The organism is Novosphingobium sp. PhB55, assembly GCF_004368805.1.
Classification (GTDB): Bacteria; Pseudomonadota; Alphaproteobacteria; order Sphingomonadales; family Sphingomonadaceae; genus Novosphingobium.
Map to the genome: position 1 here is coordinate 282,795 of NZ_SODQ01000006.1, position 24,836 is coordinate 307,630.

The window sequence follows — 24,836 nt, forward strand, 5'->3', positions numbered from 1 at the left end:
AAGGGGACATATCCGGGGCATCCACGCGATGAGGACAGGAAGAGCCCGCACAGCGGGCGGTGCGACCACGCTGACGCCGATCGTGCGAGCCATGGCGCTTGCCCTTTGCCTGCCGCTCGCGCTGGCGGGCTGCAAGCGCGGCATGGATGACAAGCCGCCGCCCCGGGCCAACGATGCGATCACCATCGAGCCTCAGGCCTCGCTCATCACCGTACCGATCCACGCCGACGTCACCGGACTTGCCGCCGCGCTGGAAAAGGAAATCCCCCGCCGGCTCTGGTCGATCGACCGCCCCGAAACGCCCTGCGTGCCCTCGAAGCGGGTGAAAGTGGTCTTCGTCAAGATCAAGACGCCCACGATCAAGTGCCGCATCGTCGGCGAAGTGAACCGCGGGCCGCTGCGCATGACGGGCAAGGGGCGCGACATCCTGCTCAGCATGCCGCTTCATGCCGTGGTGCGGGCCGAGGACATCGGCGGCGTGCTCAAGCGCGAGACCGCCACGGCCGACGCCAATGCCCATGCCACGATCCGGCTAAAGCTGGGATCGGACTGGACGCCGCGCGGCACCGTGGACATCCGCTATGACTGGACGAACGCACCCCACCTCGATTTCCTGGGCCAGCGCATCGAATTCACCGATCAGGCGGACAGCAAGCTCAAGCCGGTGATCGCCCGGCTGGAGCGCACCCTGCCCGGCCACCTGGCCCGTCTGGAACTGCGCCCCCAGATCGAGCGCGCCTGGGCCTCTGCCTTCACCTCGCTGCTGCTGAACGAGAAGAATCCGCCCGTATGGATGCGGGTGACGCCCGAGGAACTGCAGTACGGCGGCTACGAACTCCAGGGCAATCGCCTGCTGCTGCGGCTCGGCCTCAAGACACGGACGGAGACGTTCATCGGCGACCGGCCGGCAGACCCCACGCCGAAGCCCCTGCCCCCGGTGCGGCCGCTGGAAGACGAGGCCGGCAAGCTAGCCTTCTTCATTCCCGTCATTGCCGACTATCGCCAACTGGAGCCGGTGCTGATGCGCGCACTGCGCAAGCGCGCCCAGCGGCCTTTCGACGTGCCGCACCTCGGCCCGCTGATCGCGGATTTCCAGAAGGCGACGATCTACGGCACCAACGGCGGGCGCATTGCCGTGGGCGTCACGTTCAGCGCGCGCGACAAGGCCGGCCGCATGAAACCCGCGCACGGCACCGTCTGGATGACCGCCACCCCGGTCAACGCCGAGAATTCGCGCAAGGTGGACTTCGCCGACTTCCACGTCAGCGGCACCACCGACGCCGTGGGCGGAGACCTGTTGCTGCGGATCGCCAATGCTCCCGGCATGTCGGCCACGCTGGCGCTCGCCCTCGGCCAGAACTTCGAGCACGACTACCAGGAACTTCTCGGCAAGATCGCCCGCGCCATCGACGACAAGCGCGAAGGGGATTTCATGATCCGCGCGCAAGTCCGCCAGGCCCGCACCGGCCGGATCCAGGCCAGCGGCAAGGGGCTCTACCTGCCCGTGTCCGCCCAAGGCACCGCTTCGATCGTGCTGCGCCCGCAAGGCCATATCCCCAGGCCCTGACAGCGTCTCGATTCTGGACGGATCCGGGGGGATTTGCGCCAGAAAGGGACGGTTTCTCTTTACGACGCCCTTGACGTGCAAACGATTTTATACAGAGTTGTCTGACGAACCTAACGCAACCAGAAGAACACGGGGATCGCTTGCAGGCAGTACTTTGCTCCGGCCACGGAGGCAGCCCCTTGCTCACGTTCGGGGAAGCACCCGATCCGGACGTCGCGGCGGACATGGTCCTTATCCGCGTCGAACTCGTTTCCATCGAAGCCATCGATCTCGTCAAGCTGGCGCTCTACCGCCGCGGGCTGGTCGAGGTTCCCGGCTGCGGCGTCGTCGGCTGCCAGGCAAGCGGCACGATCGTGGCCGTCGGCACCGAAGTCAGCCGCTTCAGCGTCGGGGACCGCGTGGTGGCCTATCACGGCTGCGGCAGCCATGCCGAACTCTTCGCCGCTCCCGAAGCCTCGACCTGGCACTTGCCGGACGGGCTGGACCCGGGCATCGGCGCCGCCGCGCCCTTCACCCTGGCCGCCACGCACGACACGCTGAATGCACGCGGCCGGTTGCAGGCCGGCGAGACGATCCTCATCAACCACGTCACCAGCAGCCTGGGCATCATCGCCCTGCAACTGGCGCTGGCGGCCGGCGCGCGGGTGATCGGCATCGCCCGCGATCCGTTCTGCCACGAACGCCTGCGCAAGATCGGCCTGGTCGACATGCTCAGCGCGGGCCGGGACGACGTGATCGCCGGATGCCTGGAGCTGACCGAGGGCCGCGGCGTGGATTTCGTATTCGACGTCAGCGCGGGCGAGCGCTTTGCGCAGCTAGCGCGGCTGGTCGTGCCGGGCGGCCGCTATGCGGCGCTTTCGGCCACCGGGATGCTGACCGACATCGGCTACGGCATGGACGGCGCGGCGCCGGAACTCCATCGCCTGACGATCATGCCCGCCGCCCCGATGCGCGATCCCGAAGTCCACGCCCAGGTGGCGAGGATGCTGGAGCGCATCGCCGGCGGCGACCTGCTATTGCCGATCGAGCACGAATTCGCGCTCTGCGAGGCCGCCGAGGCCTATGAATTCATCCTCGGCGGGCGGCCGTTCGGGCACGTCGTCATGCGCCCCTGAGGGCCAGACCCCGTCAGGATGGATACTCAAACCCCGTCCGGGTAGACCGGGCGGATGTCCACGGGCAGTTCGGCCATGCTGGCGATCACCGCTTCGGCCTGCGGGTCCAGCTTCGCCCAGCGCGCCATGAAGGCCTTGGTGCCCTCGTAGTCGCCCTTGGCCTGGAGCATCAGCATGTCGTGCAGCAGGTCGCGCAGGCCGGCTTCCATCTTCGCGTCGTCAAACGTGTAGCGCTTCGTCGCCGCGTCGTAAGTGAAGGCACCCTTGGCGCGCAAATAGCCGTACTGAAGCGCCGCGCCCTTGCCATGCGCCTCCACCGCCCCGAAGCGCACCGCGCGGAAGATCCCGGCGACATAAGTGGCGAACAGCTGCGGCCGTTCGGCGGCGGGAATTTCGCCCTTCTTCATCATCAGCAGGATGTCCCAGACCCCCGCGACGTCGGCCTTGGCTTCCTCGATCGCCGAGTTCTGCTCCTTGAGCGCCTTGTCGACCGTGGTGGTCTGCCCGTTCACGACGATCGTGCCCGGCCCCAGGCTGTGCGACAATTCGTGGAACAGCGTTTCCAGCTGCATGTACTTGCGGTCGACCAGGCCCGCCTGTGCCGGCACCAGCACGAGCGCGCCCATCGGCTTCAGGATGCGCTCGAACTTGGCGCCCAGCACGTTGGACAGGATCACCTTCTTCGCACCCTTGGCTTCGCGCACGCGCTCGTCGTTGGGCAGGTTGAAGGCCACCGTCTGCGGCCCCGGCACGTTGTCTCCGCCGCCGCGGATCTGCTCGGCCACGGCGATCGGGCTCTCGAACCCGCGCTGGAAGTTCTTGTATTCCTCCGCGATCGGCAGGTTCGCCTCCATGTCGCGCAAGTAGTTCTTGTACTTGGCGAGCGAGGCCGATTCCTCCGGGTCCTTCAGCGTCACGAAGCTCTCGAACGAGGTTTTCGCACCCATCAGCCGATCGGTATAGACCTCGTAAGGCCCGATAGCGACTTCGATCGGCGTGTCCTTCAGGTCCATCCAGGCCAGTTCGCTGGCATAGTAGTCATCCGTGCGGAAGGCCTTGGCGCGCAGCGAGAGGAATGTCTTGAGGCTGGCATTGCTGGTCCGCGCCGCCGCCTGGTCGAGAAGCTGCGCCGCCGGCTCCAGCCACTCCTTGTAGGCCACCGAATAAGGCACCGCGACCAGCTTCGCGCCGTCACGGCGAACGACGGTATAAGGGCTGGTCAGCGCCGCCTTCTGCTCGGGATGGGCCGTCAGATAGGCCTCGAAATCGGCGCGCGTCAGGTCTTCGGGATAGAAGCCGGCGCCTTCCGGCATCGGTGTCGTGCCCCAGAACGGATGCAGGTCGGCCAGTTCGTCCCAGGGACCGAAATTGCGGTCGAACATTTCCACCAGCAAGTCCCGGTCGGCCCGGCGGTTCATCGAGATCGCGCCGCGAACCTGCGGATTCTCGGCATAACGCTGGCGCAGATAGACCGCGCTCATCAGGTCGGACGCCTTGATGAGCAGGTTCACCACGTCCCGCTCCTCGGCAGAGAGGAACTTCGTGTCCACCTCCATCGGGATCGTCGCCAGCTTCGCCTTCTGCGCGGCAAGATCGTAGGCCGGCTCGGCCGCGAGGACCGGTACCGAAACGAGGCTGGTCGCAGCCAGAAGCGCGGGAGCGAGGAGGAATTTGGGCATGATCGGGTCCGTATGGTGGGATTTGTCGGGGCGGACCCTAGGCTTCCTGTCCCGGGAAGAAAAGGCAGAAGCAGGGGACCAAAGCCCCCCCCCTGCACCCCCGGGAATGTCGAAGTCATGTCCAGCCTATCCGTCTGGCGCCCACGGCTGCGTCAGGAGACTTGATGGCTGCGCCGCAAGGAGCGCACCACGGGCAGGCAGCGCGCGAGGCTGACATTCCGAGGGTCCGGGGGATCATCCCCCGGGTCTTCCCTCTCTTCAAACGCCTTCCAGCAACCGATCCGCCTGCGCCCGCGCCTCTGCCGTCACTTCCGCGCCGGAGAGCATCCGCGCGATCTCTTCCTTGCGCTCGCCCTCGTCCAGCAGCGCCACCGAAGTGCGCGTCACGGTGCCCTCGCTGGACTTGGCGATCATGTAGTGCCGCCGTCCCCGCGCCGCGACTTGCGGGCTGTGAGTGACGGCCAGGAGCTGCCCTTCCGAGGCGAGCCGCGCCAGACGCTCGCCGATCGCGCTGGCCACCGCACCGCCCACGCCCCGGTCGATCTCGTCGAAGATCACCGTGGCCGCCCCGCCCTCTTCCGCCAGCGCCACCTTGAGTGCGAGGATGAAGCGCGAAAGCTCGCCGCCCGAAGCGATCTTGGCGAGCGGCGCGAAGTCGGCACCGGGGTTGGTGCTGATGAGGAATTCCACCGCATCCATGCCTTGCGCGCCCCAGCGCTCCTCGGGCAGGCGGATCACCGAAGTCTGGAAACGCGCGGCATCGAGCTTGAGCGGCGCCAGCTCCGCGGCCACGGCCTTGTCGAGCCGCTTGGCGGCCGAACGGCGAAGGTCGTGGAGCGCCTCGGCCTGCTCGCGGTAGACCAGCGCCGCCTTCTGCGCGCTGCGTTCCAGCCCGGCGACATGTTCTTCCCCGCCCTCGATGGCATCGAGCGCGCTGCGCATCTCGCGCATCTTCTCGGGCAGGTCGTCCACCTGGCAGCCCTGCTTGCGCGCGGCGGCGCGAAGGTCGAACAGGCGGGTCTCGATGCGGTCGAGTTCGTCGGGATCGAAAGCCAGGGCCTCGGCGGCGCGGTCCAGGCGGTCTTCCGCTTCGCTGGCCTCGATCACCGCGCGGTCGAGCGCTTCCAGCGCCTCGGCCAGCAGCGGATGCTCCCCGGCGATGCGGTCTAGCCGGCGCGATGCCCCGCGCAATGTTGCCAGCGCCGAATCGGAGCCGGTCCACAGGTGCTGCAGCGCCACGAGATCGTCGGACAGCTTCTCGCCCTTCTGCATCCCGGCGCGCGCCTCGGCGAGTTCTTCCTCCTCGCCTTCCAGCGGCGAGAGAGCGTCCAGCTCGGCCAGGTGCGCCAGGAGAAGGTCCTGATCCTCGGCCGCCTTGGCGACTTGCGCACGGGCGGCATCGAGCGCGTTCTGAGCGCTGCGCCAGGTCTTCCAGGCCGCTTCCACTCCGGCCACGTCACCCCCGGCGAACCGGTCGAGCAAGGCGCGGTGGCCCTTGGAATTGACGAGACCGCGATCGTCGTGCTGGCCGTGGATCTCCACCAGCGCAGGCGCGATCTCGCGCAGCAGGGCGACGCCCACCGGCTGGTCGTTGAGGAAGGCGCGGCTGCCGCCGTCGGCCTTGAGCTGGCGCTTGAGGATCAGCGGCTCGCCCGGCTCGATGTCGATATCGGCATCGTCGAGCACGGCGCGGACATGGGCGGGAAGCTGGGGAAACTCGAAACTGGCGGTCACCGTGGCGCGGCCTTCGCCGGCGCGGACGAGGCCGCTGTCGGCACGGTTACCGATGACGAGGCCCAGCGCGTCGAGCAGGATCGACTTGCCCGCGCCGGTCTCACCGGTGAGAACGCCCAGTCCCCTGGCGAAATCCAGGTCGAGCGCTTCGATCAGCACGATGTTGCGGATGGAGAGGCGGTTCAGCATGTTCGCGATCCGTTCTAACGAAAACCGTGCCGCCCGTCACGCCTCTTCGTGCGCCCGCCATCCTGCCGGCTCGGCGCAAGCACGGCAGGACTCTCGGGAATGCCGCAAGGGCACCCCCGAGGCAACCGTCAGGTCAGGTTGCTGGGCGCGTTCTTGTTCATCAGCTTGTAGGCACGTTCGTACCACTTGCTGCTGGGATAGTTGTGTTCGAGCACGGCGGCGGCCTTCTGCGCTTCCTCGGGAACGCCGAGTGCGAGGTAGCCTTCCACCAGGCGGAACAGCGCTTCGGGCGCGTGGCTGGTGGTCTGGAAATTGTCGACCACGTTGCGGAAGCGCAGCGTTGCCGCCAGCCACTTGCCGCTGGCCTCGTAGCCGCGGCCGATGGTCATTTCCTTGCCCGCAAGGTGATCGTTCACGAGGTCGATCTTCAGCTTGGCGTCCGAGGCGTAGGACGTGCCGGGATAGCGGCGCATCACGTCGGTAAGGGCCTGCTTGGCCTGCTCGGTGGTCTTCTGGTCGCGCGTCACGTCGCTGATCTGTTCGTAATAGCAGATCGCGATCAGGTAGTAGGCGTAAGGCGCGTCCTTGTTGCCCGGGTGGATCGAGAGGAAGCGCTGCGCCGACTGGATCGACTTGGTATAGTCACGCGAGGCGTAATAGCTGAAGGCGCTCATCAACTGGGCGCGGCGGGCCCAGGGGGAATAAGGGTGCTGGCGCTCGACTTCGTCGAACAGCGCGGCGGCCTGGCGGGTGCGGCCCTGGTTCAGGCGCTCCTGCGCGGCGGCGTAGAGCGTGTCCACGTCGCGGGCGACATAGGCAGTATCCTTGTTGCCGCCTCCGCGTCCGGCACATCCGGCAGTCAATACGAGCGCCCCGGTAGCGGCGGCAGCGAGGGCGATCTTGAAGCGCGAACGTTCGAACATGCGCCGGTCTATAGCCAGCGCTTTGCTGAACGCCAAGTGAAGTTGCAGGACGTTACGCACAAGAGCGTTGCGCCGATCCTCTCCCCGTCCAACCCCGGCCCCTCGTGAAGCGGCGTCAATCGCAGAAATACTCGGATTCAGGGCGGTTTGGCGGTTGTGCCGAGCGCCGTCCCTGCCATAGTCGCGGGAACATGGCCGGCACCAACGCACTCTCTTCCCCCGTCATGTCCGACGCGCTCGTGATCCTGGGCGCCGCGGGCATCGTGATTCCCGTCTTCAACCGATTCCGCATCACCCCGGTGATCGGGTTCATCCTGGTCGGCCTGCTGGTCGGTCCGTTCGGTCTCGGCCGGCTGGTCTTCGACCATCCCTGGCTGTCCTGGGTGACCATAACCGACCCGGACGGGCTGGAGATATTCGCCGAGTTCGGCATCATCCTGCTGCTGTTCTCGATCGGGCTGGAGCTGTCCTTCGGCCGATTATGGGCCATGCGCCGCTTCGTCTTCGGGCTGGGCTCGCTCGAACTGATCCTGACCGGCAGCGCCCTCACTTTCTTCTTCGCCGCGATCGGACAGGGCTTTTCGGGTGCCATGGCGCTTGGACTGGCGCTGGCGCTGTCCTCCACGGCGCTGGTGCTGAAGATGACGGACACCACCACCCCGGTCGGGCGCGCCGCTTTGGCGATGCTGCTGTTCGAGGATATCGCCCTCGTCCCCATCATCTTCCTGCTCGGCGCGCTGGCGCCCCATGCCAAGGGCGCGGGCATGGACGAACTGGTCCACACGCTCGTCTGGGGCACGCTGGTGGTCACCGCCCTGCTGGTGCTCGGCCGCTACCTGCTGCCGCCGCTTTTCGCCCAGGCCGCGCGCACCAAGAGCCCGGAGCTGTTCCTGGCCGCCAGCCTGCTGGTGGTGATCCTGGCCTCGCTGGCGACCGGCGCCACCGGCCTCTCGCCCATCGTCGGCGCGCTGGTGGCCGGCCTGCTGATCGCCGAGACCGAATATCACACCGAGGTCGAGCAGATCATCGAGCCGTTCAAGGGCCTTGCCCTCGGCGTGTTCCTGATCACCATCGGCATGAGCATCGACTTGCGCGTCGTGTGGGAAAACCTGGCCTCGATCCTGATCGCCACCGTCGGCGTGATCCTGCTCAAGTCCACGGTCACCGGCCTGCTGCTGCGCATGATGGGCGCCCGGCGCGGCACCGCGACCGAGACCGGCATCCTCATGTCGAGCCCTTCGGAAACCACCCTGATCGTGCTCAGCGCCGCGGGCGCCGCGCAGCTCATCCAGCCCGGCACCGCGATGTTCTGGCAGATCGTCACCGCGCTGGGGCTGACGGTGACGCCGCTGCTCTCCATGATCGGCAAGGTCCTGGCGCGGCAAGTGGACAGTGTGGAAACGCCGCATCAGCCCGCCGAAGCGCCCGACAAGCCCCGCGTCCTCATCATCGGCTTCGGCCGCGTCGGCCGGCTGGTCGCCGACATGCTGGCACGCCACGGCCGTCCCTACCTGGCGGTGGACAGCAATACCGATCTCGTCACCGACGGGCGCCGCCACGGCTACACGGTCGCCTTCGGCGATGCCGGCCGGGGAGACGCCATGCTGCGCTTCGGTGCGGCGGGCGCGGCAGCGGTGATCCTGACCATGGACGAGCCGGTCACCGCCCAGCGCATCGTCCGCAAGCTGCGGGCCGATTTCCCCGAACTGCCGATCATCGCCCGAGCCCGGGACGCCGAACACGCCGCCGTGCTCTACCGCGCCGGTGCCACGCACGCCGTGCCCGAAACGCTCGAAAGTTCGCTGCAGCTCTCCGAAGCCGCGCTGACCGAGATCGGCGTGGCCATGGGTCCGGTGATCGCCTCGATCCACGAAAAGCGCGACGAATTCCGCGAGCAGATCATGGAACAGGGCGGGCTTTCCCAAAAGCCGGCGCTCAAGTCGAGCCAGTTGCGAGAGCCTGAGAAGGCCTAGTTCACGGGCCTGCTCGGCGCCGCGGCGTCAACCGGCGCGCGGCTCGAACACGGACCACCCGGTGCGCTGGACGAGCCGCTCCAGCGCCATCTGGCCAAGCTGGGAATTGCCGCTCTCGTTGAGCCCCGGCGACCAGACCGCCATGCTGGCGATCCCGGGCGCGACCGCAAGGATACCGCCGCCCACCCCGGATTTGCCCGGAAGGCCGATCCGGTAGGCGAAGTCGCCCGAGTTGTCGTAATGGCCGCAGGACATCATCAATGCGTTTATTCGCCTGGCCCGCTTCTCGCTGATCACGCGGTGCCCGTCCGACCGGCCGCCGTTCATCAGGTAGCGCCCCGCCAGCGCCAATTGCCGGCAGCTCATGGTCAGCGCGCAGAAATGGAAATAAGTGCCCAGCACGCGTTCCACCTCGCCCCGGACATTGCCGAAGGCCCGCATGTAATTGGCCAGCGCGCGGTTGCGGAAACCCGTGGCACTCTCCGCGGCGGCCACGACTTCGTCGACGGCGATGGTATCGTCACCCGCCAGTTCCCGCACGAAGCGCAGCAACTGGCCGATCGCCTCGCGCGGCTCCAGGCGGCCGAGCAGCACGTCGGTCACGACGATGGCCCCGGCATTGATGAAAGGATTGCGCGGAATGCCGTGCTCGGTTTCGAGCTGCACGATCGAGTTGAAGGCGCTGCCCGAAGGCTCGCGCCCCACGCGCTCCCAGAGCTGATCGCCTACGGCTCCAAGCGCCAGGGTAAGCGCGAAGACCTTGGAGATCGACTGGATCGAGAACGGTTCGTCGGCATCGCCCGCGACGTGGACGGCGCCGTCCGCCATGACCACCGCCAGCCCGAACTTGTCGAGCGGCACCTGGGCCAGCGGCGGGATATAGTCGGCGACCGCGCCGCGGCTGCCGACTTGGCGCATTTCTTCCGCCACTTCGGTGACGATGGCGGCAATCGGCAACATTGATGCCCCTTCCCCGTCTTCCCGGACCAGACCCGAGACCGCTGGCCGTGAACGGCCCACCTCTTGGCAGGGCGCCCTGCCCAAAGCTATCGCCTCGGGAATTGCCGGCGGCCCCGGATCAAGTCCGGGACGACGCGCGAATTACCCCGCCAGCACCGCCTTCACCGCGGCAATGGCATCGGCAGCCTTGTCGCCGTCCGGACCGCCGCCCTGGGCCATGTCGGCACGGCCGCCGCCGCCCTTGCCGCCCAGTGTCTCCACGCCCTTGCGGACGAGGTCGACGGCGCTGATCGTGCCCATCAGGTCTTCGGTCACGGCCGCCGCGATCGAGGCCTTGCCCTCGTTCACCGCGACGATCGCGGCCACGCCCGAACCCATGCGTTGCTTGGCCTGATCGAGCAGTCCGCGCAGTTCCTTGGGATCGAGGCCTTCGAGCACCTGGCCCGAGAACTTCACGCCGCCCACTTCCTCGTCGGCCGCCTCGGACTTGGCGCCGCCGCCGCCAAGGGCGAGCGCCTTCTTCGCTTCGGCCAGCTCGCGCTCCAGCTTGCGGCGCTCATCGAGCAGCGCGGCCACGCGGGCCTCGACGTCTTCCGGCGTGGTGCGCAGTGCGCTGGCCGCAGCCTTGAGGGCTTCCTCGCGGGCCACGAGCCACTGGCGCGCACCTTCGCCGGTCAGCGCCTCGATACGGCGAACGCCCGAGGAGACCGCGCTTTCCGACACGATGCGGAACACGCCGATGTCGCCAGTGGCGCGGACGTGAGTGCCGCCGCACAGTTCGACCGAATAGTTGCGCTCCCCGCCTTCGGTGCGAGCGGTACGGCCCATCGAGAGCACACGCACTTCATCGCCGTACTTCTCGCCGAACAGCGCCATGGCACCCGCTTCGATCGCATCGTCGGGCGTCATCAGGCGGGTGAGAACGGGATCGTTGGCGCGGATTTCCGCGTTCACTTCGGCTTCGATCGCCGCAATGTCCTCGGCGTCGAGCGCCTTGGGGTGCGAGAAGTCGAAGCGCAGGCGCTCGGCCGCGACCAGCGAGCCCTTCTGGGTGACGTGATCGCCCAGGCGGTTACGCAGCGCGGCGTGCAGCAAGTGCGTGGCCGAGTGGTTGGCGCGCACGGCATCGCGGCGCTCGACATCGACCGTGAGGTTGACGGCGTCGCCCACCTTGATCGTGCCGGCTTCCACGGTGCCGCTCATGGCATGGAGACGGCCGAGCGGCTTCGCGGTGTCGACGATGGCGATCTTCAAGCCGCCGGCGCCGGCAATCGTGCCGCGATCGCCTTCCTGGCCGCCCGATTCGCCGTAGAACGGCGTCTGGTTGGTCAGCACGACCACCTGCTCGCCGGCCGTGGCCGACTGGACTTCCTTGCCGTCCTTCACCAAGGCCACGACCTGGCCTTCGCCGGTGGTCGAGGCATAGCCGGTGAATTCGCTGGCGCCTTCGCGCTCGGCGATGTCGAACCAGACTTCGCTGTCGGCAGCCTGGCCCGAACCCTTCCACGCGGCGCGGGCGGCAGCTTTCTGCTGGGCCATGGCGGCATCGAAGCCGGCACGGTCCACGGCGATGCCGCGCGAACGCAGGGCGTCCTCGGTGAGGTCGTAAGGGAAGCCGAAGGTGTCGTAGAGCTTGAACGCGGTCTCGCCGGGAAGTTCGCCGCCCTCACCCATGTCGCCGGTCGCTTCGTCCAGCAGCTTGAGCCCGTTGGCGAGCGTGCGGCGGAACTGCACTTCCTCGCGCTCCAGGGTTTCCTCGATCAGCGGCTGCGCGCGGCCGAGTTCCGGATAGGCCTGGCCCATTTCGGCCACGAGCGCCGGCACCAGGCGGTGCATCAACGGATCACGGGCGCCGAGCAGGTGCGCGTGGCGCATGGCGCGGCGCATGATGCGGCGCAGGACGTAGCCGCGGCCCTCGTTCGAGGGCAGCACGCCGTCCGCCAGGAGGAAGCTGGTCGAGCGCAAGTGGTCGGCGATCACGCGGTGGCTGGCGCGCTGTTCGCCCTCGGCGGCGACGCCGGTGAGGCTTTCGGAAGCGGCGATCAGGGCCTTGAAAGTGTCGATGTCGTAGTTGTCATGCACGCCCTGCATGACCGCCGAAATGCGTTCGAGGCCCATGCCGGTGTCGATCGAGGGCTTGGGCAGGTTGCCGACGATTTCGCCGGCCGACTGCTCGAATTGCATGAACACGAGGTTCCAGATCTCGATGAAGCGGTCGCCGTCTTCTTCCGGCGATCCCGGAGGGCCGCCCCAGATGTGGTCGCCGTGGTCGAAGAAGATTTCCGAGCACGGGCCGCACGGGCCTTCGTCGCCCATCGCCCAGAAGTTGTCCTTCGTGGGGATGCGGATGATCTTCGATTCCGGCAGGCCGGCGATCTTCTTCCAGAGATCGAAGGCTTCGTCGTCGGTGTGGTAGACGGTGACCAACAGCTTATCGACCGGGAGGCCCCATTCCTTGGTCAGCAGGGTCCAGGCGTGCGTGATCGCCTGTTCCTTGAAGTAATCGCCGAAGGAGAAATTCCCCAGCATCTCGAAGAAGGTATGGTGGCGCGCGGTGTAGCCGACATTGTCGAGGTCGTTGTGCTTGCCGCCGGCGCGAACGCACTTCTGCGAGGACGTGGCGCGCGGCGCGAAGGGCGTTTCAAGACCCGTGAACACGTTCTTGAACGGCACCATGCCGGCGTTCACGAACATCAGCGTCGGATCGTTGTAAGGAACGAGCGGCGCGGACTGAACGGCCTCGTGACCATTGCTGGCGAAATAGTCGAGGAAGGACCGGCGGATTTCGTTGGTCGTGTGCATGACCCGCGCCGATAATCCAGCGAAGCGGCGGCGGCAAGCGGCTTGCTGCGGTCAGACTGTTCGGTTCTCGCGATAAGCGGCAGCCACTTTGGCGGTGTTGCAAGCGTGCCACGGGTTTTGGCTGCTTCTCGTCCCGGACTTGATCGGAGATCGCCGGCAGTCCTTGAGGCGCGCGTTAGCGCGAGGGCGCCTTGCCGTGCGGTGGGCTGCTCATGGCCAGCGGTCCCGGATCAAGTCCGGGAAGGCGGGTTCCCTATGTAGGGCCTTAAAACAAAAACCCCGGCGCGATGGCCGGGGTTTTCTTCGTTCTGCGGGGACACGCAGATCTATTGGCCCAGATTTATTCGGCCCGGATTTACTCTACCCAGACTTACTCCGCGTCGTCTTCCGCCGAAGGCCCGACCATCATTTCTTCGGCAAGGCCCGCGGTCTGCGCGCGGATGGCCTTTTCGAGGCGGTCGGCGACCTCGGTGTTTTCCTTCAGGTAGTTCTTCGCATTTTCACGGCCCTGGCCGATGCGGATCGAATCGTAGCTGAACCAGGCGCCCGACTTCTCGACGATGCCGGCCTTGACGCCGAGATCGAGGATTTCGCCGATCTTGGAAATGCCCTCACCGTACATGATGTCGAATTCGACCTGCTTGAACGGCGGCGCGACCTTGTTCTTCACGACCTTCACGCGGGTAGCGTTGCCGACGATATCGTCGCGGTCCTTGATCTGGCCGGTGCGGCGGATGTCGAGACGGACCGAGGCGTAGAACTTGAGCGCATTGCCGCCCGTGGTCGTTTCCGGGTTACCGTACATGACGCCAATCTTCATGCGCAGCTGGTTGATGAAGATCACCATGCAGCGCGAGCGGCTGATCGAGCCGGTCAGCTTGCGGAGCGACTGGCTCATCAGGCGAGCCTGGAGGCCCACGTGGCTGTCGCCCATCTCGCCTTCGATTTCCGCGCGGGGGACCAGCGCGGCAACCGAGTCGACCACCAGCACGTCAATCGCGTTCGAACGGACCAGGGTATCCGTGATTTCGAGCGCCTGTTCACCGGTATCGGGCTGCGAGACGATCAGTTCATCGATGTTGACGCCCAGCTTCTTGGCATAGACCGGATCGAGCGCGTGCTCGGCGTCGATGAAGGCAGCGGTGCCGCCCGACTTCTGCGCTTCGGCAATGACATGAAGGGCGAGCGTGGTCTTGCCCGAGCTTTCCGGCCCGTAGACTTCAATCACGCGGCCGCGCGGAAGACCACCGACCCCCAGCGCGATGTCCAGTCCCAGCGAGCCGGTGGAGATCGCTTCGACCTGCATCGCCTCCTTGGAACCCAGCTTCATCGCGGAGCCCTTGCCGAACGCCTTGTCGATCTGCGCAAGCGCGGCTTCGAGCGCCTTCTGACGGTCCATGTTGTCCTTTTCCTTGCCTTCCTGGATCAGCTTGAGCTGAGCAGCCATGTCACTTCCCCTTTGCTACCGGCCTGACCGGAAAGGTCAACGTCGCGGGGATCTATGTATCGCCTTTGTTCTCATGGAACAAGAGGGGAACGTCGGCTTATTTCCTATTTTTAACGCCGCCTGCCGTGCGTGCGAGAACATCCCCGACTTTTTCGGAGAGCTGCTGCACCGAGAACGGTTTGGGCATGAACCAGGCATTGGCGATGCCGATTTCCTTGCGCAGCTGCTCCTCGGCATAGCCGGACATGAACAGCACCGGCAGGTCTGGCGCGATGCGGCGGATCTCGCGCGCCATGGCCGGGCCGTCGAGCGAGGGCATCACCACATCGGAGACGACGAGATCGAACCGGCCGCCTTCCTCCACCAGTTCGAGGCCTTCCTCGCCGTCGCGGGCGCAGGTCACTTCATAACCCTGCCGCGTCAGCGCGCGTTCGGCGACGATGCGGACGGGATCCTCGTCTTCCACCAGCAGGATCGCGCCGCCCCCGGCCCACTGGCTCGGCTCCGCCTCCGGCTCTTCCACCGGCGAGGGCTCGGGCGCCGCGCCCGGCGCGACGTGATGGACCGGCAGGTAGACCACGAAGCGAGTGCCCCGCCCCGGCTCGCTTTCCGCGAAGATGAAGCCGCCGGACTGCTTGACGATGCCGTAGACGGTGGAAAGGCCGAGGCCGGTGCCCTTGCCCTGCTCCTTGGTCGTGAAGAACGGCTCGAAGATCTTGCCGAGATGCTCGGGAGGGATACCCCCGCCCGTGTCTTCCACGAAGAGCGCGGTATAGTCGCCGGCGGGAATGATCTCGCTGCGCATGGCCCGCACGTCCGTGTTGCTGATGCGGCGGGTCGCGAGCGTCAGGATGCCCGCGCCGTCGCCCTTCATCTGCATCGCATCGCGCGCGTTCACGGCGAGATTGACGATCACCTGCTCCAGCTGCGTCGGGTCGGCGCGAACCGGCCCGAGATCGCGATCGTGACTGACGACGAGCTGGATCTTTTCACCGATCAGGCGGCGCAGCATCTGCGATACGTCCGCCACCACGTCGGGAAGCTGGAGCACTTCGGGGCGCAGTGTCTGCTGGCGCGAAAACGCCAGAAGCTGGCGCGTCAGCGAGGCGGCGCGGTTCGAGTTGGCGCGGATCTGCTGGATGTCGTCATAGTCGGAATCCCCCGGCGTATGGCGCATCAGCATGAGGTCGCAGGTGCCCAGGATGGCCGTGAGCACATTGTTGAAATCGTGTGCGACGCCGCCGGCGAGCTGGCCCACGGCCTGCATCTTCGTCGCCTGCGCGACCTGGCGCTTGAGGCGGGTTTCCTCCGATGTGTCGGTCAGCCCGAGAAGCACGGCCGCCTCGCCAAGCCCGCGAACACCGGCAAGGCTGAGGGAAACCGGGTCGTCCGGCTGCGCGGTCAGGCGCACGGCGATGTCGCCGGCAGCGGCGGGGCCCTGCGCGAAACGGCGGATCGCTTCCGAGAGCGCGCGCTTGTCGTCCCGCACGACCAGGTCTGTCGGGTAGCTTGGCGGATGCTGGCCTTCCTGCCCGGCGGCGCGCATGAAGGCCGGGTTGGCGAAGAGCAGGCGTCCATCGCGGTCGGCCATGGCGAGGCCGAGCGGCAACTGGCTGAGCAGCGCTTCCAGATGCGGCGCGGCCGTGCCGCCGCCGCCGCCCGCACCGATGCCCTGCCCGGCCTCCACCACCAGCATCAGCGACGGCGTGATGTTGGGATCGGGCTCGACCGGCGATTCGGGGTCGGCGATGGGAACGTGATAAAGCACCAGCGGACCGCCGCGCCCCGCATCGCGGGCCCAGCCGATCCTTTCGCCTTCTTCCTGGCTGATAAGCGAAACGAAATCGAGCCCGGTCATGTCCGAGAGGGCATCGCCCGTCGCGCGCTGGGAAAAGCCGGCGCTGGCGGCCCGGATCATGCCGTCGGGATCGACCACGGCCGCGGAAATGCCTGCCCGCGCCAGGCCCTTGCCGAGCCGGCCGTCGACCTGCCGCACCAGTTCCCCCACGAGATCGACCGCGCTGACGGGCTGGATGCGCCAGACCAGGAAGTCGTCCCCCCGGCCCGAGCGCTGGATTTCCACCCGCCAGTCCGCGGCGGTATCGCCTTCGGTGCGCACTTCGGCGCGGGCATGGCCATCGCGCCAGGCCGCGCGCACGGCATCGGTGAGGCGCTCCATCGCGGCATCGTCGACCGGCAGGCGCGGCGGCGGGTTGGCGGTGCCGAACCAGAGTTCGAAGCTGCCATTGGCGCAGGCCAGGCGGCCGGCGCGATCGGTGACGGCAATGGCCGTATCGGTCCGGTCGATCGCAGCGACGGTGACTGACCAGTCGGGCTGCGCGAATTCGATATCAGACGCTTCGGGCCGACGATTGGCGATCATCCAGGCCAGACCGGCGAAGACCAGCAACGTGCCCGTGAGCACGGCGACCAGCAGGCCGTCCCCGCTCACCAGCCAGACCAGCGCGGCACTGGCCACAAGCGCCAGGCCGACAACGGCGGTGTCCGAAAGGCCGCCCATCCGGTTCCGGCTGACGGCCTGCGAAACGCCCGACCGCTGCTGGCCTGCCTTCATGCAATTCCTTCCGTGTCGCCGGTCTTTACCGAAGCCTTCGCCGCAGGCGTCGAGGATGCGGCCAGGGATATGGAGGCGGCCTCGTTCTCGGCATGGCGGAACAGCGCGCGGTGGCGGCGGGCGCGGTGCTTGCGGCCGATCCAGTAGCGCCAGAACCACATGGTGAGGAAATAGCTCAGGAAAGCGGCGACGATCGACTGGATGAACAGGCCGATGAGAACGGCCGGCGCCGTGTCGGACAGCAGCCAGCTGCGCCACTGGGCCAAGCCCGCGCCTTCGCGCACCATCGCCTCCACCGTGGCGATGTCGGCGTGATAGCCGAAGCTGTTTCCGATCGCGACCGCGAGCGGCAGGATGATGAGCAGCGTCGTCACCGGGTTGCTGATGAAGGTGACGGCCGCCGCGAGCGGGATATTCCCGCGGAACGGCACGCACATGAGCGCCGCGCCGACGATCTGGACACCGGGGATGAGAGCGAAGATCCCGATGAACATGCCCACGGCCACGCCGCGCGGCACCGAGCGGCGGGTGAAGCGGAACAGTTCCGGGCGGCGGGTGAACGGCGCGGTGAAGCGATTCGCCTCCAGCTGTGCATGCGTGGGCATCTGGCCGTGCAGCCAGGCCCCCAGGCGGTGCAGCAGGTCGCTCACTTGTGTTCGCGCAGGATGCGGCCCTGCTCCCGCTTCCAGTCGCGTTCCTTGATCGTGTGGCGCTTGTCCGCCGCGTTCTTGCCCTTGGCCAGCGCCAGTTCGACTTTGGCACGGCCCCGGCCGTTGAAGTAGATCGAGAGCGGGACCAGCGTCATGCCCTTGCGCTCCACCGAGCCCTGCAGGCGCGAGAGTTCCCGTTCATGCAGAAGCAGCTTGCGCGGGCGCTTGGGGACGTGATTGTAGCGATTGCCGTGGCTGAATTCGGGCACGTTGGAGTTCACCAGCCAGCACTCGCCGTTCTTGATCTCGGCGTAGGATTCCGCGATCGAGCCTTCGCCGAACCGCAGCGACTTCACTTCCGTGCCGGTCAGCGCGATGCCGGCCTCGAAAGTTTCCTCGATGTAGTACTCGAATCGCGCCTTGCGGTTTTCCGCGACGCTCTTGTGCTTGTCGAATGTCGTGTGCTGCGGGCGTGCCATGATGACCCGGCATGTAGGGATTGGCGCGGGAAAAGGAAACGCCCCTTTGCGTCATTTCGTCCTGCGGCGATGGATAGTCGGCCGTCGCTGGATCGGGAGCACGAACGGCGCCGTCGTCCCGGACGTGATCCGGGAGGACGGCGCCTTGTCGCTCAGACCAGTCCGGCGTGGGCCAGGGCTTCGTCCACGGCGGTGCGGGCCTTGTCGCTGCAGGGGACGAGCGGGAGGCGCAGTTCGTTTTCGATCCAGTCGTGGACTTGCGCCAGCGCGTACTTGCACGGGCCCGGCGAGCTGTCCTCGAACATGGCGTAGTGCAGCGGATAGAGCAGGTCGTTCAGGCGTCGCGCTTCTTCCAGATCGTTGGCGGCGCAGGCCGCCTGGAATTCGGCGCAGAGCTTCGGCGCGACGTTGGCGGTCACCGAGATGCAGCCCACGCCGCCTGCCGCGTTGAACGGCAGCGCGAGTTCATCGTCACCGCAGAGCTGCACGAAGTGCTTGCCGATGCCCATGCGGTGATCGGTGACGCGGCTGAGATCGCCGCTGGCATCCTTGATGGCGATGAAGCGATCCGGGAAGCGGCGCGCCAGTTCGCAGACGGTTTCCGGCAGCAGGTCGGTGACGGTGCGGCCGGGCACGTTGTAGAGCACGATCGGCAGGTCGTTGTTTTCGGCCAGATACGTGAAATGCGCCAGCAACCCTTCCTGGCTTGGCCGGTTGTAGTACGGCGCCACCAGCAGCGCCGCCGAGGCGCCGCACTTCTTGGAGAAATTCATGTGCAGCAGCGCGTTCATCGTATCGTTGCTGCCGCAGCCCGCGATCACCGGCACCCGGCCGGCGGCCTGCTCCACGCAGAGTTCGATGACGCGATGGTGCTCGGCATTCGAAAGCGTCGAATTCTCGCCGGTCGTACCGCAGGGCACGAGGGCTGAAGAACCCGCTTCTATCTGCCAGTCCACGAGTCGCCGAAAAGCCTGCTCATCGAACGCTCCGTCGCGAAACGGTGTAACAAGCGCAGGAATGGAACCCGAGAACATGGACTTTACCTCACCTGATGTTCATTGATCGAGCCCGACGGACCCGATGTTCAGCGCCTGATAAGGAGCCTTTTCCCAAAATGTCCAGCATGCAGCGTGTCGCCCCCCTCGTCCTGCTTGCTTCGACCGCCGCATTCGGCATCGCCATCGGCAGCCCCGCAGCCGCGCAAGACGGCCGCGAATGGGACCTTGCCAAGGCTCAGGCGATGCAGTCGCACGACATGGCGGTTCACCAGTCGATCGACCGCTGGCGCCAGCTCTCTGCGTCGGACAGCTTCGATTTCGGCAGCTATTCCGGCTTCCTGCTGACTTATCCCGGTTATCCGCAGGCGGACAAGATTCGCGTATCGGCCGAACGTGCGCTGCTGAACCAGTCGCCCGACGCCAATTCGGTGGTCTCGTTCTTCACCCGCTATCCGCCGCTGTCGAACCAGGCCGCCGGGCGCTACGCCGTGGCGCTGACCACGCTGCGCCGCCCCGATGCGCAGCAGCGTGCACTGGCCGCCTGGCGCGGCGGCACGCTGGCGCCGAACGACGAAGCCCTGATTCTCGCCACCTACCGCGGCATGCTGACCCCGGCCGACCATGACATCCGCATGGACCGGCTGCTGTGGCAAGGCGAAACCGCGCAGGCGGAGCGGCAGGTCTCCTTCGTGTCGGCCGAGCGGCGCGCCCTGTTCATGGAGCGGCTGGCGATGTTGCAGGGCTCGCCGCCGGGCACGCTGGGCCTCGTGCTGACGCCGCAGATGAACGCCGATGCCGGCTATATCTACAGCCGCGCGGTCCAGGCGCGGAAGAGCGGCAACCTGCCCGGCGAAATCGCCCTGCTCTCGAATCGCCCCACGCTGACCGCGCCGGTCCCCGAGCCGGAAAAGTGGGTGCGCGAACTGCTCACCGCCGCCAAGGGCGCGGGTGCCGATTCGGCGGTGCGCATCGCCGCCAGCATCGACGACGCCTTCGCGCCCGGCACCGACATCAGCCAGCTCTCCTTCCGCCTGCGCGACGACTATACGACGCTGGTCTGGCTGGGCGGCACCAAGGCCCTGTGGCAACTGGGCGACGCGCGCCGCGCAGCGCCGCTGTTCTATCGCTACGGCGCCGCGGCGCAGACGCCCGGCACCCGGTCCAAGGGCTTCTACTGGGCCGGCCGCGCCCTGGCCCGCGCCGGGGACACCGCCGGCGCCAACCGCTATTTCCAGATGGCCGCGGCCTATCCGCACTACTTCTACGGCCAGCTCGCGCTCGAACGGCTGGGCCGCCCCCTGCCCGACCTCGACACCCGCCCCCGCGCGGTGCCGACCCAGGCCGAGCGCTCCGCCTTCTTCGCTAAGCCGCTGACAAATGCCGTGCGCGATGTCGCCCGCGACGGCGACTGGCGCACGACGGTGCAGTTCTTCCGCGAAATCTCGGACCAGGCGCAGAGCGAATCCGACCATGTGCTCGTGGCCGAACTGGCGCGGCAGATCGGCCGCCGCGACCTTGCCGTCATCCTCGGCCAGAGCGCGCACGGCGACGGCTACCAGGACTTCGGCCAGATCGCCTACCCCCTGATCCCGATGCCGCCCGGCGCCGACTTCGCCATGGCACATGCCCTTACCCGGCAGGAGAGCCAGTTCGCCCAGAACGCGCTGAGCCATGCCGGTGCGCGCGGCCTGATGCAGCTCATGCCCGCCACGGCGCGCGAGCAGGCAGGCAAGCTCGGCATGGCCTATGACGAGAGCGCCCTGATCAACGACGCCAGCTACAACATCCGCCTCGGCGATGCCTACTTCACCCGCATGCGCAATTACTTCGGCGGTTCGCTTCCGCTGGCGGTGGGCGCCTACAACGCGGGCGCGGGCAATGTGAACAAGTGGCTGCGCGCCAACGGCGATCCCCGCACCGGCGCGGTGGACTGGATCGACTGGCTGGAACAGATCCCGATCTACGAGACCAAGAACTACATCCAGCGCGTGCTGGAAAACGCCGTGGTCTACGAATCGATGTATCCGAAGGAATCGGGTTATCGCGGGAATACGCCGCTTACGCAGCTGATCGGCAAGCGCAGTCCGGGGTGAGGGTTAAGGGAAGAAGCAGGGGAGCATAGCCCCCCTGCACCCCCACAACTGTCCAGGTCACGCGGACCAACCGCGTCGTGCGCCCATGGTCGCGTCGGGAGACTTATTGGCTGCGCCGCAAGGAGCGCACGACGGACAGGCCGGGCGCAAGGTCGACATTCCGAGGGTCCGGGGGATCATCCCCCGGGTCTTCCTCTTCTTAAATACCCTTCACCCTGAACAACCCCGCCCCGTGCGAAGCAAGCCGCGCCGAAACCCGCCCTTCGACTGCGCCAAGATCCTTGCCCTCCCACAAGTCCCGCACGGAAGCCTTCGCGCCCAAACCAAGCAGCGAAAGCGGCACGCTCACCTCGCGCTCCTTGTCCGACACGTTGAACAGCGCCACGTAGCGATCCCCGCTACCCTCGGCGCGCGCGGTCCAGACCTTGGTGCCGTCGTCGAGGAACAGCGGCGTGTTGTCGGTGCTCGCCTGGTTCACCGCCAGCACTTCACGGTTGGTCAGCAGCGCCAGCGTCGGCGCGTCGAGGTGGCGCAAGTCGCCGCCCATGATGAGCGGCGAGCGGGCGATCGACCAGAGCGTCATCAGCGTGCGCTGCTCGTCCGGGGTGAAGCGGGTGTCGCGATCGCCCAGGGCGAGGCGGCCGAGCGGTAGCATGTCGGCGTCGGGCCAGGAGCCGGGGCCGCGGAACGGCGTCCAGTTCTCCAGGCGCGTGAACTGCGTGTAGAGCTGCGCCCATTCGTCCCAGAAGTCGTCGGAGATGCGCCACATCTGCGCGTGCTGGCGAACGTGGGCGCCCCGCAGGACGGGGGTTTCGCCCGGCGAGAGGCTGAGCACGATGGGGCGGCCGCAGCGGGCGATGGCCTTGGCGGCGGCCTCGATCTCGGGCGCGTGGGCATCGTAGGGACGGCTCATGTCGTCCATCTTGACGAAGTCGACGCCCCACGAGGCGTAGAGCTTGAAAATGCTGTCGTAGTAGTCCTGAGCGCCCGGCTTGCTCATGTCGACACCGTACATGTCCGGGTTCCAGGAGCAGATGCTGGCGGTGTCGGCGATGTCCTGCGCGCGCAGCTTGGTGCCGAGCACCGGGAGGTTGAGCTTCACGGCATGGCGCGGGATGCCGCGCATGACGTGGATGCCGAACTTCATGCCCATGGCGTGGACTTTGGCGGCGAGCGGCGCGAAGCCCTTGCCTCCCTTGGACGAGGGGAAGCGGTTGGGCGCGGGGATCATCCGGCCGTTGGCGTCCAGCGCCGGCACCGGGTTGGCGTTGTAGGTGTAGCTCTTGGCATCCGGTTCATACCACTGGATGTCTACGGTGAAGACATCGTAGCCGAAGGGCAGCAGCTTCTCGCGCATGATCGCGGCGGTTTCGAGCGCCTGCGCCTCGGTGATGGTGCCGGCGAAGCTGTTCCAGCTGTTCCAGCCCATCGGCGGGCGGGGCGCGAGCGCAGCGCCCGGTGCGGGTGCCAGGCCGGGCATCGGCGCGGCAGCGCCGACGGCTGCCGGGCTGCCGGCTTCGGCTCCGGCCCTGGCGGCCAGCCCGAGCAACGGTGCGGAAGCGGCAGCGAACAGAGCGGCGCGGCGTGAAATGTCCATGACGATCCTCAAATCCCGTTAGATATTGCTCGCTCTTTTGTCGGACTAATAGGCGGCGCGCAAGCCGGTGACGAAGCGGATCAGGGACTTGGCCGGACCGGCAATGCTTTATAAGGATCGGGTCATGAAACCCGCCGGTCCTCCGATCTCGCCTTCAGGCATGGCCGCGCTGCGCGCCCGCTACGACCATCTGCTGGGCAAGGAGCGCCCGGAAATCGTCGAGATCGTGTCCTGGGCCGCGGGCAACGGCGACCGCTCCGAGAACGGCGACTACCTCTACGGTCGCAAGCGCATGCGCGAGATCGACCGCGAACTGGGCTATCTCGCCCGCCGCATGAAGGCACTGCGCGTGGTCGACCCGCGCGAGCAGACCGAGCGCGGCAAAGTGTTCTTCGGCGCCACGGTGACCCTCGCCGACGAGGACGACCTCCAGATGACCGTGACCATCGTCGGCGACGACGAGCAGGACGCCTCGAAAGGCCTGATCGGCTGGAGCGCCCCCATCACCCGCGCCCTGCGCGGCGCGGCCGTGGGAGACCTCCGCATGGTCCGCCTGCCATCGGGCGAGAAGGAATGGGAAGTGCTGGAGATCGGGTACCCGGCCCCGTGACGCCGCGAGTGCGTGGGATTGCGCTGAACGTGGCGGCTCTGGCGATGGCAGGCCTCGCCCTGACGTTCTCGCCCGCGCCGGCACGCGCCCGGGAAAGCCTTGGGATCTACGCCGGTTGGGGCGCGTTCCGCGATCCGGTGATACCGCGGTGCTATGCCATAGCCATGGCCGAGCCCAATGCTGCGGCGCGGGAGTACCAGCCTTTCGCGGCAGTCGGCACCTGGCCCCGGCGCGGCGCGCGCGGGCAAGTTCATTTCCGGCTGTCGCGGCGGATCGCGCAGGGCGCGCAAGTGACGCTGTCGCTCGGCGGGGAGCGCTTCGTGCTGACGGCCGGTGAAGGCGATGCCTGGGGGCGGGACGAGAAGGACAATGCCGCCATCGTCGCGGCCATGCGCTCCGCGCCGCGCATGACCGTGACGGCGCGCGACCGCCAGGGCCACCGCTTCGTCAATGCCTGGGCGCTCTCCGGCGCCGCTTCCGCCATGGACGCGGCGCTGATCGGCTGCGCGAAGCTGCAATAGGGGCGGTATGTCCGGGCTTTCCGCCCGGCTGTCCGCACTGACGGAAACCGGCCGCGCAACGGAAACGCGCCACGGAAAAGGGCGGGAACTCTCGCTCCCGCCCTCCCCCTGCAATCGCGTGTCGCCTTAGAAGCGGACGCCGACGCCGGCCATGACCTGGTGACGGTCGAGGTCGAGGTCGAAGCGCTGGCCGTCCGCGATGTCGCCGGTGTAGTCCATCTCGCCCTTCTCGTAGTTCGAATAGCGATATTCGAGCTTCACGAAGGCATTGTTGGTGATCGCCTGCTCGACACCGGCGCCGATGCGCCAGCCGTCGGCATCGATGTCGCGGTTGGTTTCCACGGTGCCGAACGTGCTGCGCACGTCGAACTTGGCGTTGGTGTAGCCGCCCTTGGCGTAGACCATCGTGGTCGGCGTAACGACATAGCCCACGCGCGCGCCGACATAGAGGTCGCGGTTGGTCTTGACGTTGCCGAGGCCGAAGCCTTCGAAATCGCCGTCGTCGAACTTGGTCTTGGCGGTCGACCAGGTCACTTCGGCTTCGGGACCGAAGACGAGGTTGCCCGACCGGAAGTCATAGCCGGCGCCGACGCCATAGGCGAAGCCGTCGATCGACTGGTCGTTATCGACATTGGCATCGTCGTCGACGCTGCTGCCGGCCTTGGTCACGTCGTAACCGGCCAGCGCCTCGACATGGAAGCCCGAGAACGGCTCGACCGGGCCGGTGTCCTGCGCCATGGCGGGGACGGAAGCGATAGCGGTGCCGAGGGCGAGGCAGGCGAGAATCTTCTTCATGGGATGCTCCATTCGTTGTTTTTTCCGACGGGCATCCGTTGGCGGCGACCGGCCCGTCTGGACTGGTCAAATGATCGTCATACGGGAGGAGTTTCCTGAACCTAACACAACGAAATTGCTGATGTTTTT

General features: G+C 67.0%; 18 protein-coding genes. 6 read left to right on the forward strand and 12 right to left on the reverse strand.

The genetic code is table 11. The features are described from left to right. The first annotated feature begins 28 nt into the window (after positions 1-28). Positions 29-1,567, forward strand: coding sequence for a DUF4403 family protein (locus tag EDF57_RS16630; RefSeq protein WP_243841110.1), 1,539 nt, complete (start codon positions 29-31; stop codon positions 1,565-1,567). 179 nt (positions 1,568-1,746) lie between these two features. Then, a complete protein-coding gene (locus EDF57_RS16635; RefSeq protein ID WP_134095081.1) occupies positions 1,747-2,682 on the forward strand; it encodes a zinc-binding alcohol dehydrogenase family protein in 936 nt (311 codons plus the stop codon). Between the two features lie 26 nt (positions 2,683-2,708). Here EDF57_RS16635 and EDF57_RS16640 read toward each other — a convergent pair whose 3' ends face one another. The 3 genes from EDF57_RS16640 to EDF57_RS16650 all read right to left on the reverse strand — a co-directional run bounded on the left by EDF57_RS16640 (position 2,709) and on the right by EDF57_RS16650 (position 7,207). Next, complete coding sequence (locus EDF57_RS16640; RefSeq protein ID WP_134095082.1) at positions 2,709-4,361, reverse strand: hypothetical protein; 1,653 nt, start codon at positions 4,359-4,361, stop codon at positions 2,709-2,711. A gap of 258 nt (positions 4,362-4,619) precedes the next feature. Further along, positions 4,620-6,284: a DNA repair protein RecN gene (gene recN, locus EDF57_RS16645; RefSeq protein ID WP_134095083.1), complete on the reverse strand. Its 1,665-nt coding sequence runs from the start codon at positions 6,282-6,284 to the stop codon at positions 4,620-4,622. Positions 6,285-6,412: 128 nt separating this feature from the next. Next, positions 6,413-7,207, reverse strand: coding sequence for an outer membrane protein assembly factor BamD (locus EDF57_RS16650; protein WP_132261849.1), 795 nt, complete (start codon positions 7,205-7,207; stop codon positions 6,413-6,415). Between the two features lie 191 nt (positions 7,208-7,398). Between EDF57_RS16650 and EDF57_RS16655 the strand changes: the two genes are divergently transcribed. Continuing rightward, complete coding sequence (locus tag EDF57_RS16655; protein WP_132261847.1) at positions 7,399-9,180, forward strand: cation:proton antiporter; 1,782 nt, start codon at positions 7,399-7,401, stop codon at positions 9,178-9,180. Positions 9,181-9,207: 27 nt separating this feature from the next. On the opposite strand, the gene EDF57_RS16660 is transcribed toward EDF57_RS16655, so the two are convergent. The 7 genes from EDF57_RS16660 to dapA form a co-directional block, all read right to left on the reverse strand. After that, entirely contained in the window at positions 9,208-10,140 is a 933-nt protein-coding gene (locus EDF57_RS16660) for a glutaminase (protein ID WP_134095084.1), read from the reverse strand. Positions 10,141-10,281: 141 nt separating this feature from the next. After that, the gene (gene alaS, locus EDF57_RS16665; RefSeq protein WP_134095085.1) at positions 10,282-12,942 is read right to left on the reverse strand and encodes an alanine--tRNA ligase; all 2,661 of its coding nucleotides are present in this window, start codon (positions 12,940-12,942) and stop codon (positions 10,282-10,284) included. Between the two features lie 370 nt (positions 12,943-13,312). Beyond that, positions 13,313-14,389 (reverse strand): recombinase RecA, encoded by a 1,077-nt coding sequence (recA, locus tag EDF57_RS16670; RefSeq protein WP_132261841.1) that lies wholly within the window; start codon positions 14,387-14,389, stop codon positions 13,313-13,315. 97 nt (positions 14,390-14,486) lie between these two features. Beyond that, on the reverse strand, positions 14,487-16,910 hold the full coding sequence (locus tag EDF57_RS16675; protein WP_134095191.1) for an ATP-binding protein: 2,424 nt from the start codon (positions 16,908-16,910) through the stop codon (positions 14,487-14,489). A 50-nt stretch (positions 16,911-16,960) separates the two neighbouring features. Then, positions 16,961-17,614, reverse strand: coding sequence for a DUF2062 domain-containing protein (locus tag EDF57_RS16680; RefSeq protein WP_132261840.1), 654 nt, complete (start codon positions 17,612-17,614; stop codon positions 16,961-16,963). After that, positions 17,611-18,093, reverse strand: a complete 483-nt coding sequence (gene smpB, locus EDF57_RS16685) for an SsrA-binding protein SmpB (RefSeq protein ID WP_132261838.1) — start codon at positions 18,091-18,093, stop codon at positions 17,611-17,613. Before smpB ends, EDF57_RS16680 begins: the two co-directional genes overlap by 4 nt. 152 nt (positions 18,094-18,245) lie before the next feature. After that, positions 18,246-19,127 carry a 4-hydroxy-tetrahydrodipicolinate synthase gene (gene dapA, locus EDF57_RS16690; RefSeq protein ID WP_132261837.1) on the reverse strand — a complete coding sequence of 294 codons (882 nt, stop codon included), beginning with the start codon at positions 19,125-19,127 and terminating at the stop codon, positions 18,246-18,248. Positions 19,128-19,216: 89 nt separating this feature from the next. On the opposite strand from dapA, the gene EDF57_RS16695 reads away from it, so the two are divergent. Further along, positions 19,217-21,184, forward strand: coding sequence for a lytic transglycosylase domain-containing protein (locus EDF57_RS16695; RefSeq protein WP_243841111.1), 1,968 nt, complete (start codon positions 19,217-19,219; stop codon positions 21,182-21,184). A 199-nt stretch (positions 21,185-21,383) separates the two neighbouring features. Here the strand turns inward: EDF57_RS16695 and EDF57_RS16700 are convergent, their stop codons facing one another. Continuing rightward, positions 21,384-22,664 carry a glycoside hydrolase family 27 protein gene (locus tag EDF57_RS16700; RefSeq protein ID WP_243841126.1) on the reverse strand — a complete coding sequence of 427 codons (1,281 nt, stop codon included), beginning with the start codon at positions 22,662-22,664 and terminating at the stop codon, positions 21,384-21,386. A gap of 241 nt (positions 22,665-22,905) precedes the next feature. Here EDF57_RS16700 and greB point away from each other — a divergent pair, with 241 nt between their 5' ends. Beyond that, the gene (gene greB, locus EDF57_RS16705) at positions 22,906-23,391 is read left to right on the forward strand and encodes a transcription elongation factor GreB (protein ID WP_132261832.1); all 486 of its coding nucleotides are present in this window, start codon (positions 22,906-22,908) and stop codon (positions 23,389-23,391) included. Between the two features lie 44 nt (positions 23,392-23,435). Beyond that, a complete protein-coding gene (locus EDF57_RS16710) occupies positions 23,436-23,912 on the forward strand; it encodes a hypothetical protein (protein WP_132261830.1) in 477 nt (158 codons plus the stop codon). A gap of 126 nt (positions 23,913-24,038) precedes the next feature. Here EDF57_RS16710 and EDF57_RS16715 read toward each other — a convergent pair whose 3' ends face one another. Beyond that, a complete protein-coding gene (locus tag EDF57_RS16715; RefSeq protein WP_134095088.1) occupies positions 24,039-24,707 on the reverse strand; it encodes an outer membrane protein in 669 nt (222 codons plus the stop codon). Between the last annotated feature and the right edge of the window lie 129 nt (positions 24,708-24,836).

Coding starts and splice junctions, on each gene's coding strand:
- EDF57_RS16710 (WP_132261830.1), top strand. CDS start 23,436: ATGGCAGGCCTCGCCCTGACGTTCTCGCCCGCGCCGGCACGCGCCCGG.
- EDF57_RS16700 (WP_243841126.1), bottom strand. CDS start 22,664: ATGCCCGGCCTGGCACCCGCACCGGGCGCTGCGCTCGCGCCCCGCCCG.
- EDF57_RS16660 (WP_134095084.1), bottom strand. CDS start 10,140: ATGTTGCCGATTGCCGCCATCGTCACCGAAGTGGCGGAAGAAATGCGC.
- smpB (WP_132261838.1), bottom strand. CDS start 18,093: ATGGCACGCCCGCAGCACACGACATTCGACAAGCACAAGAGCGTCGCG.
- EDF57_RS16650 (WP_132261849.1), bottom strand. CDS start 7,207: ATGTTCGAACGTTCGCGCTTCAAGATCGCCCTCGCTGCCGCCGCTACC.
- EDF57_RS16715 (WP_134095088.1), bottom strand. CDS start 24,707: ATGAAGAAGATTCTCGCCTGCCTCGCCCTCGGCACCGCTATCGCTTCC.
- EDF57_RS16675 (WP_134095191.1), bottom strand. CDS start 16,910: ATGGGCGGCCTTTCGGACACCGCCGTTGTCGGCCTGGCGCTTGTGGCC.
- recN (WP_134095083.1), bottom strand. CDS start 6,284: ATGCTGAACCGCCTCTCCATCCGCAACATCGTGCTGATCGAAGCGCTC.
- EDF57_RS16640 (WP_134095082.1), bottom strand. CDS start 4,361: ATGCCCAAATTCCTCCTCGCTCCCGCGCTTCTGGCTGCGACCAGCCTC.
- recA (WP_132261841.1), bottom strand. CDS start 14,389: ATGGCTGCTCAGCTCAAGCTGATCCAGGAAGGCAAGGAAAAGGACAAC.
- dapA (WP_132261837.1), bottom strand. CDS start 19,127: ATGTTCTCGGGTTCCATTCCTGCGCTTGTTACACCGTTTCGCGACGGA.
- EDF57_RS16630 (WP_243841110.1), top strand. CDS start 29: ATGAGGACAGGAAGAGCCCGCACAGCGGGCGGTGCGACCACGCTGACG.
- EDF57_RS16655 (WP_132261847.1), top strand. CDS start 7,399: ATGGCCGGCACCAACGCACTCTCTTCCCCCGTCATGTCCGACGCGCTC.
- alaS (WP_134095085.1), bottom strand. CDS start 12,942: ATGCACACGACCAACGAAATCCGCCGGTCCTTCCTCGACTATTTCGCC.
- EDF57_RS16695 (WP_243841111.1), top strand. CDS start 19,217: ATGCAGCGTGTCGCCCCCCTCGTCCTGCTTGCTTCGACCGCCGCATTC.
- greB (WP_132261832.1), top strand. CDS start 22,906: ATGAAACCCGCCGGTCCTCCGATCTCGCCTTCAGGCATGGCCGCGCTG.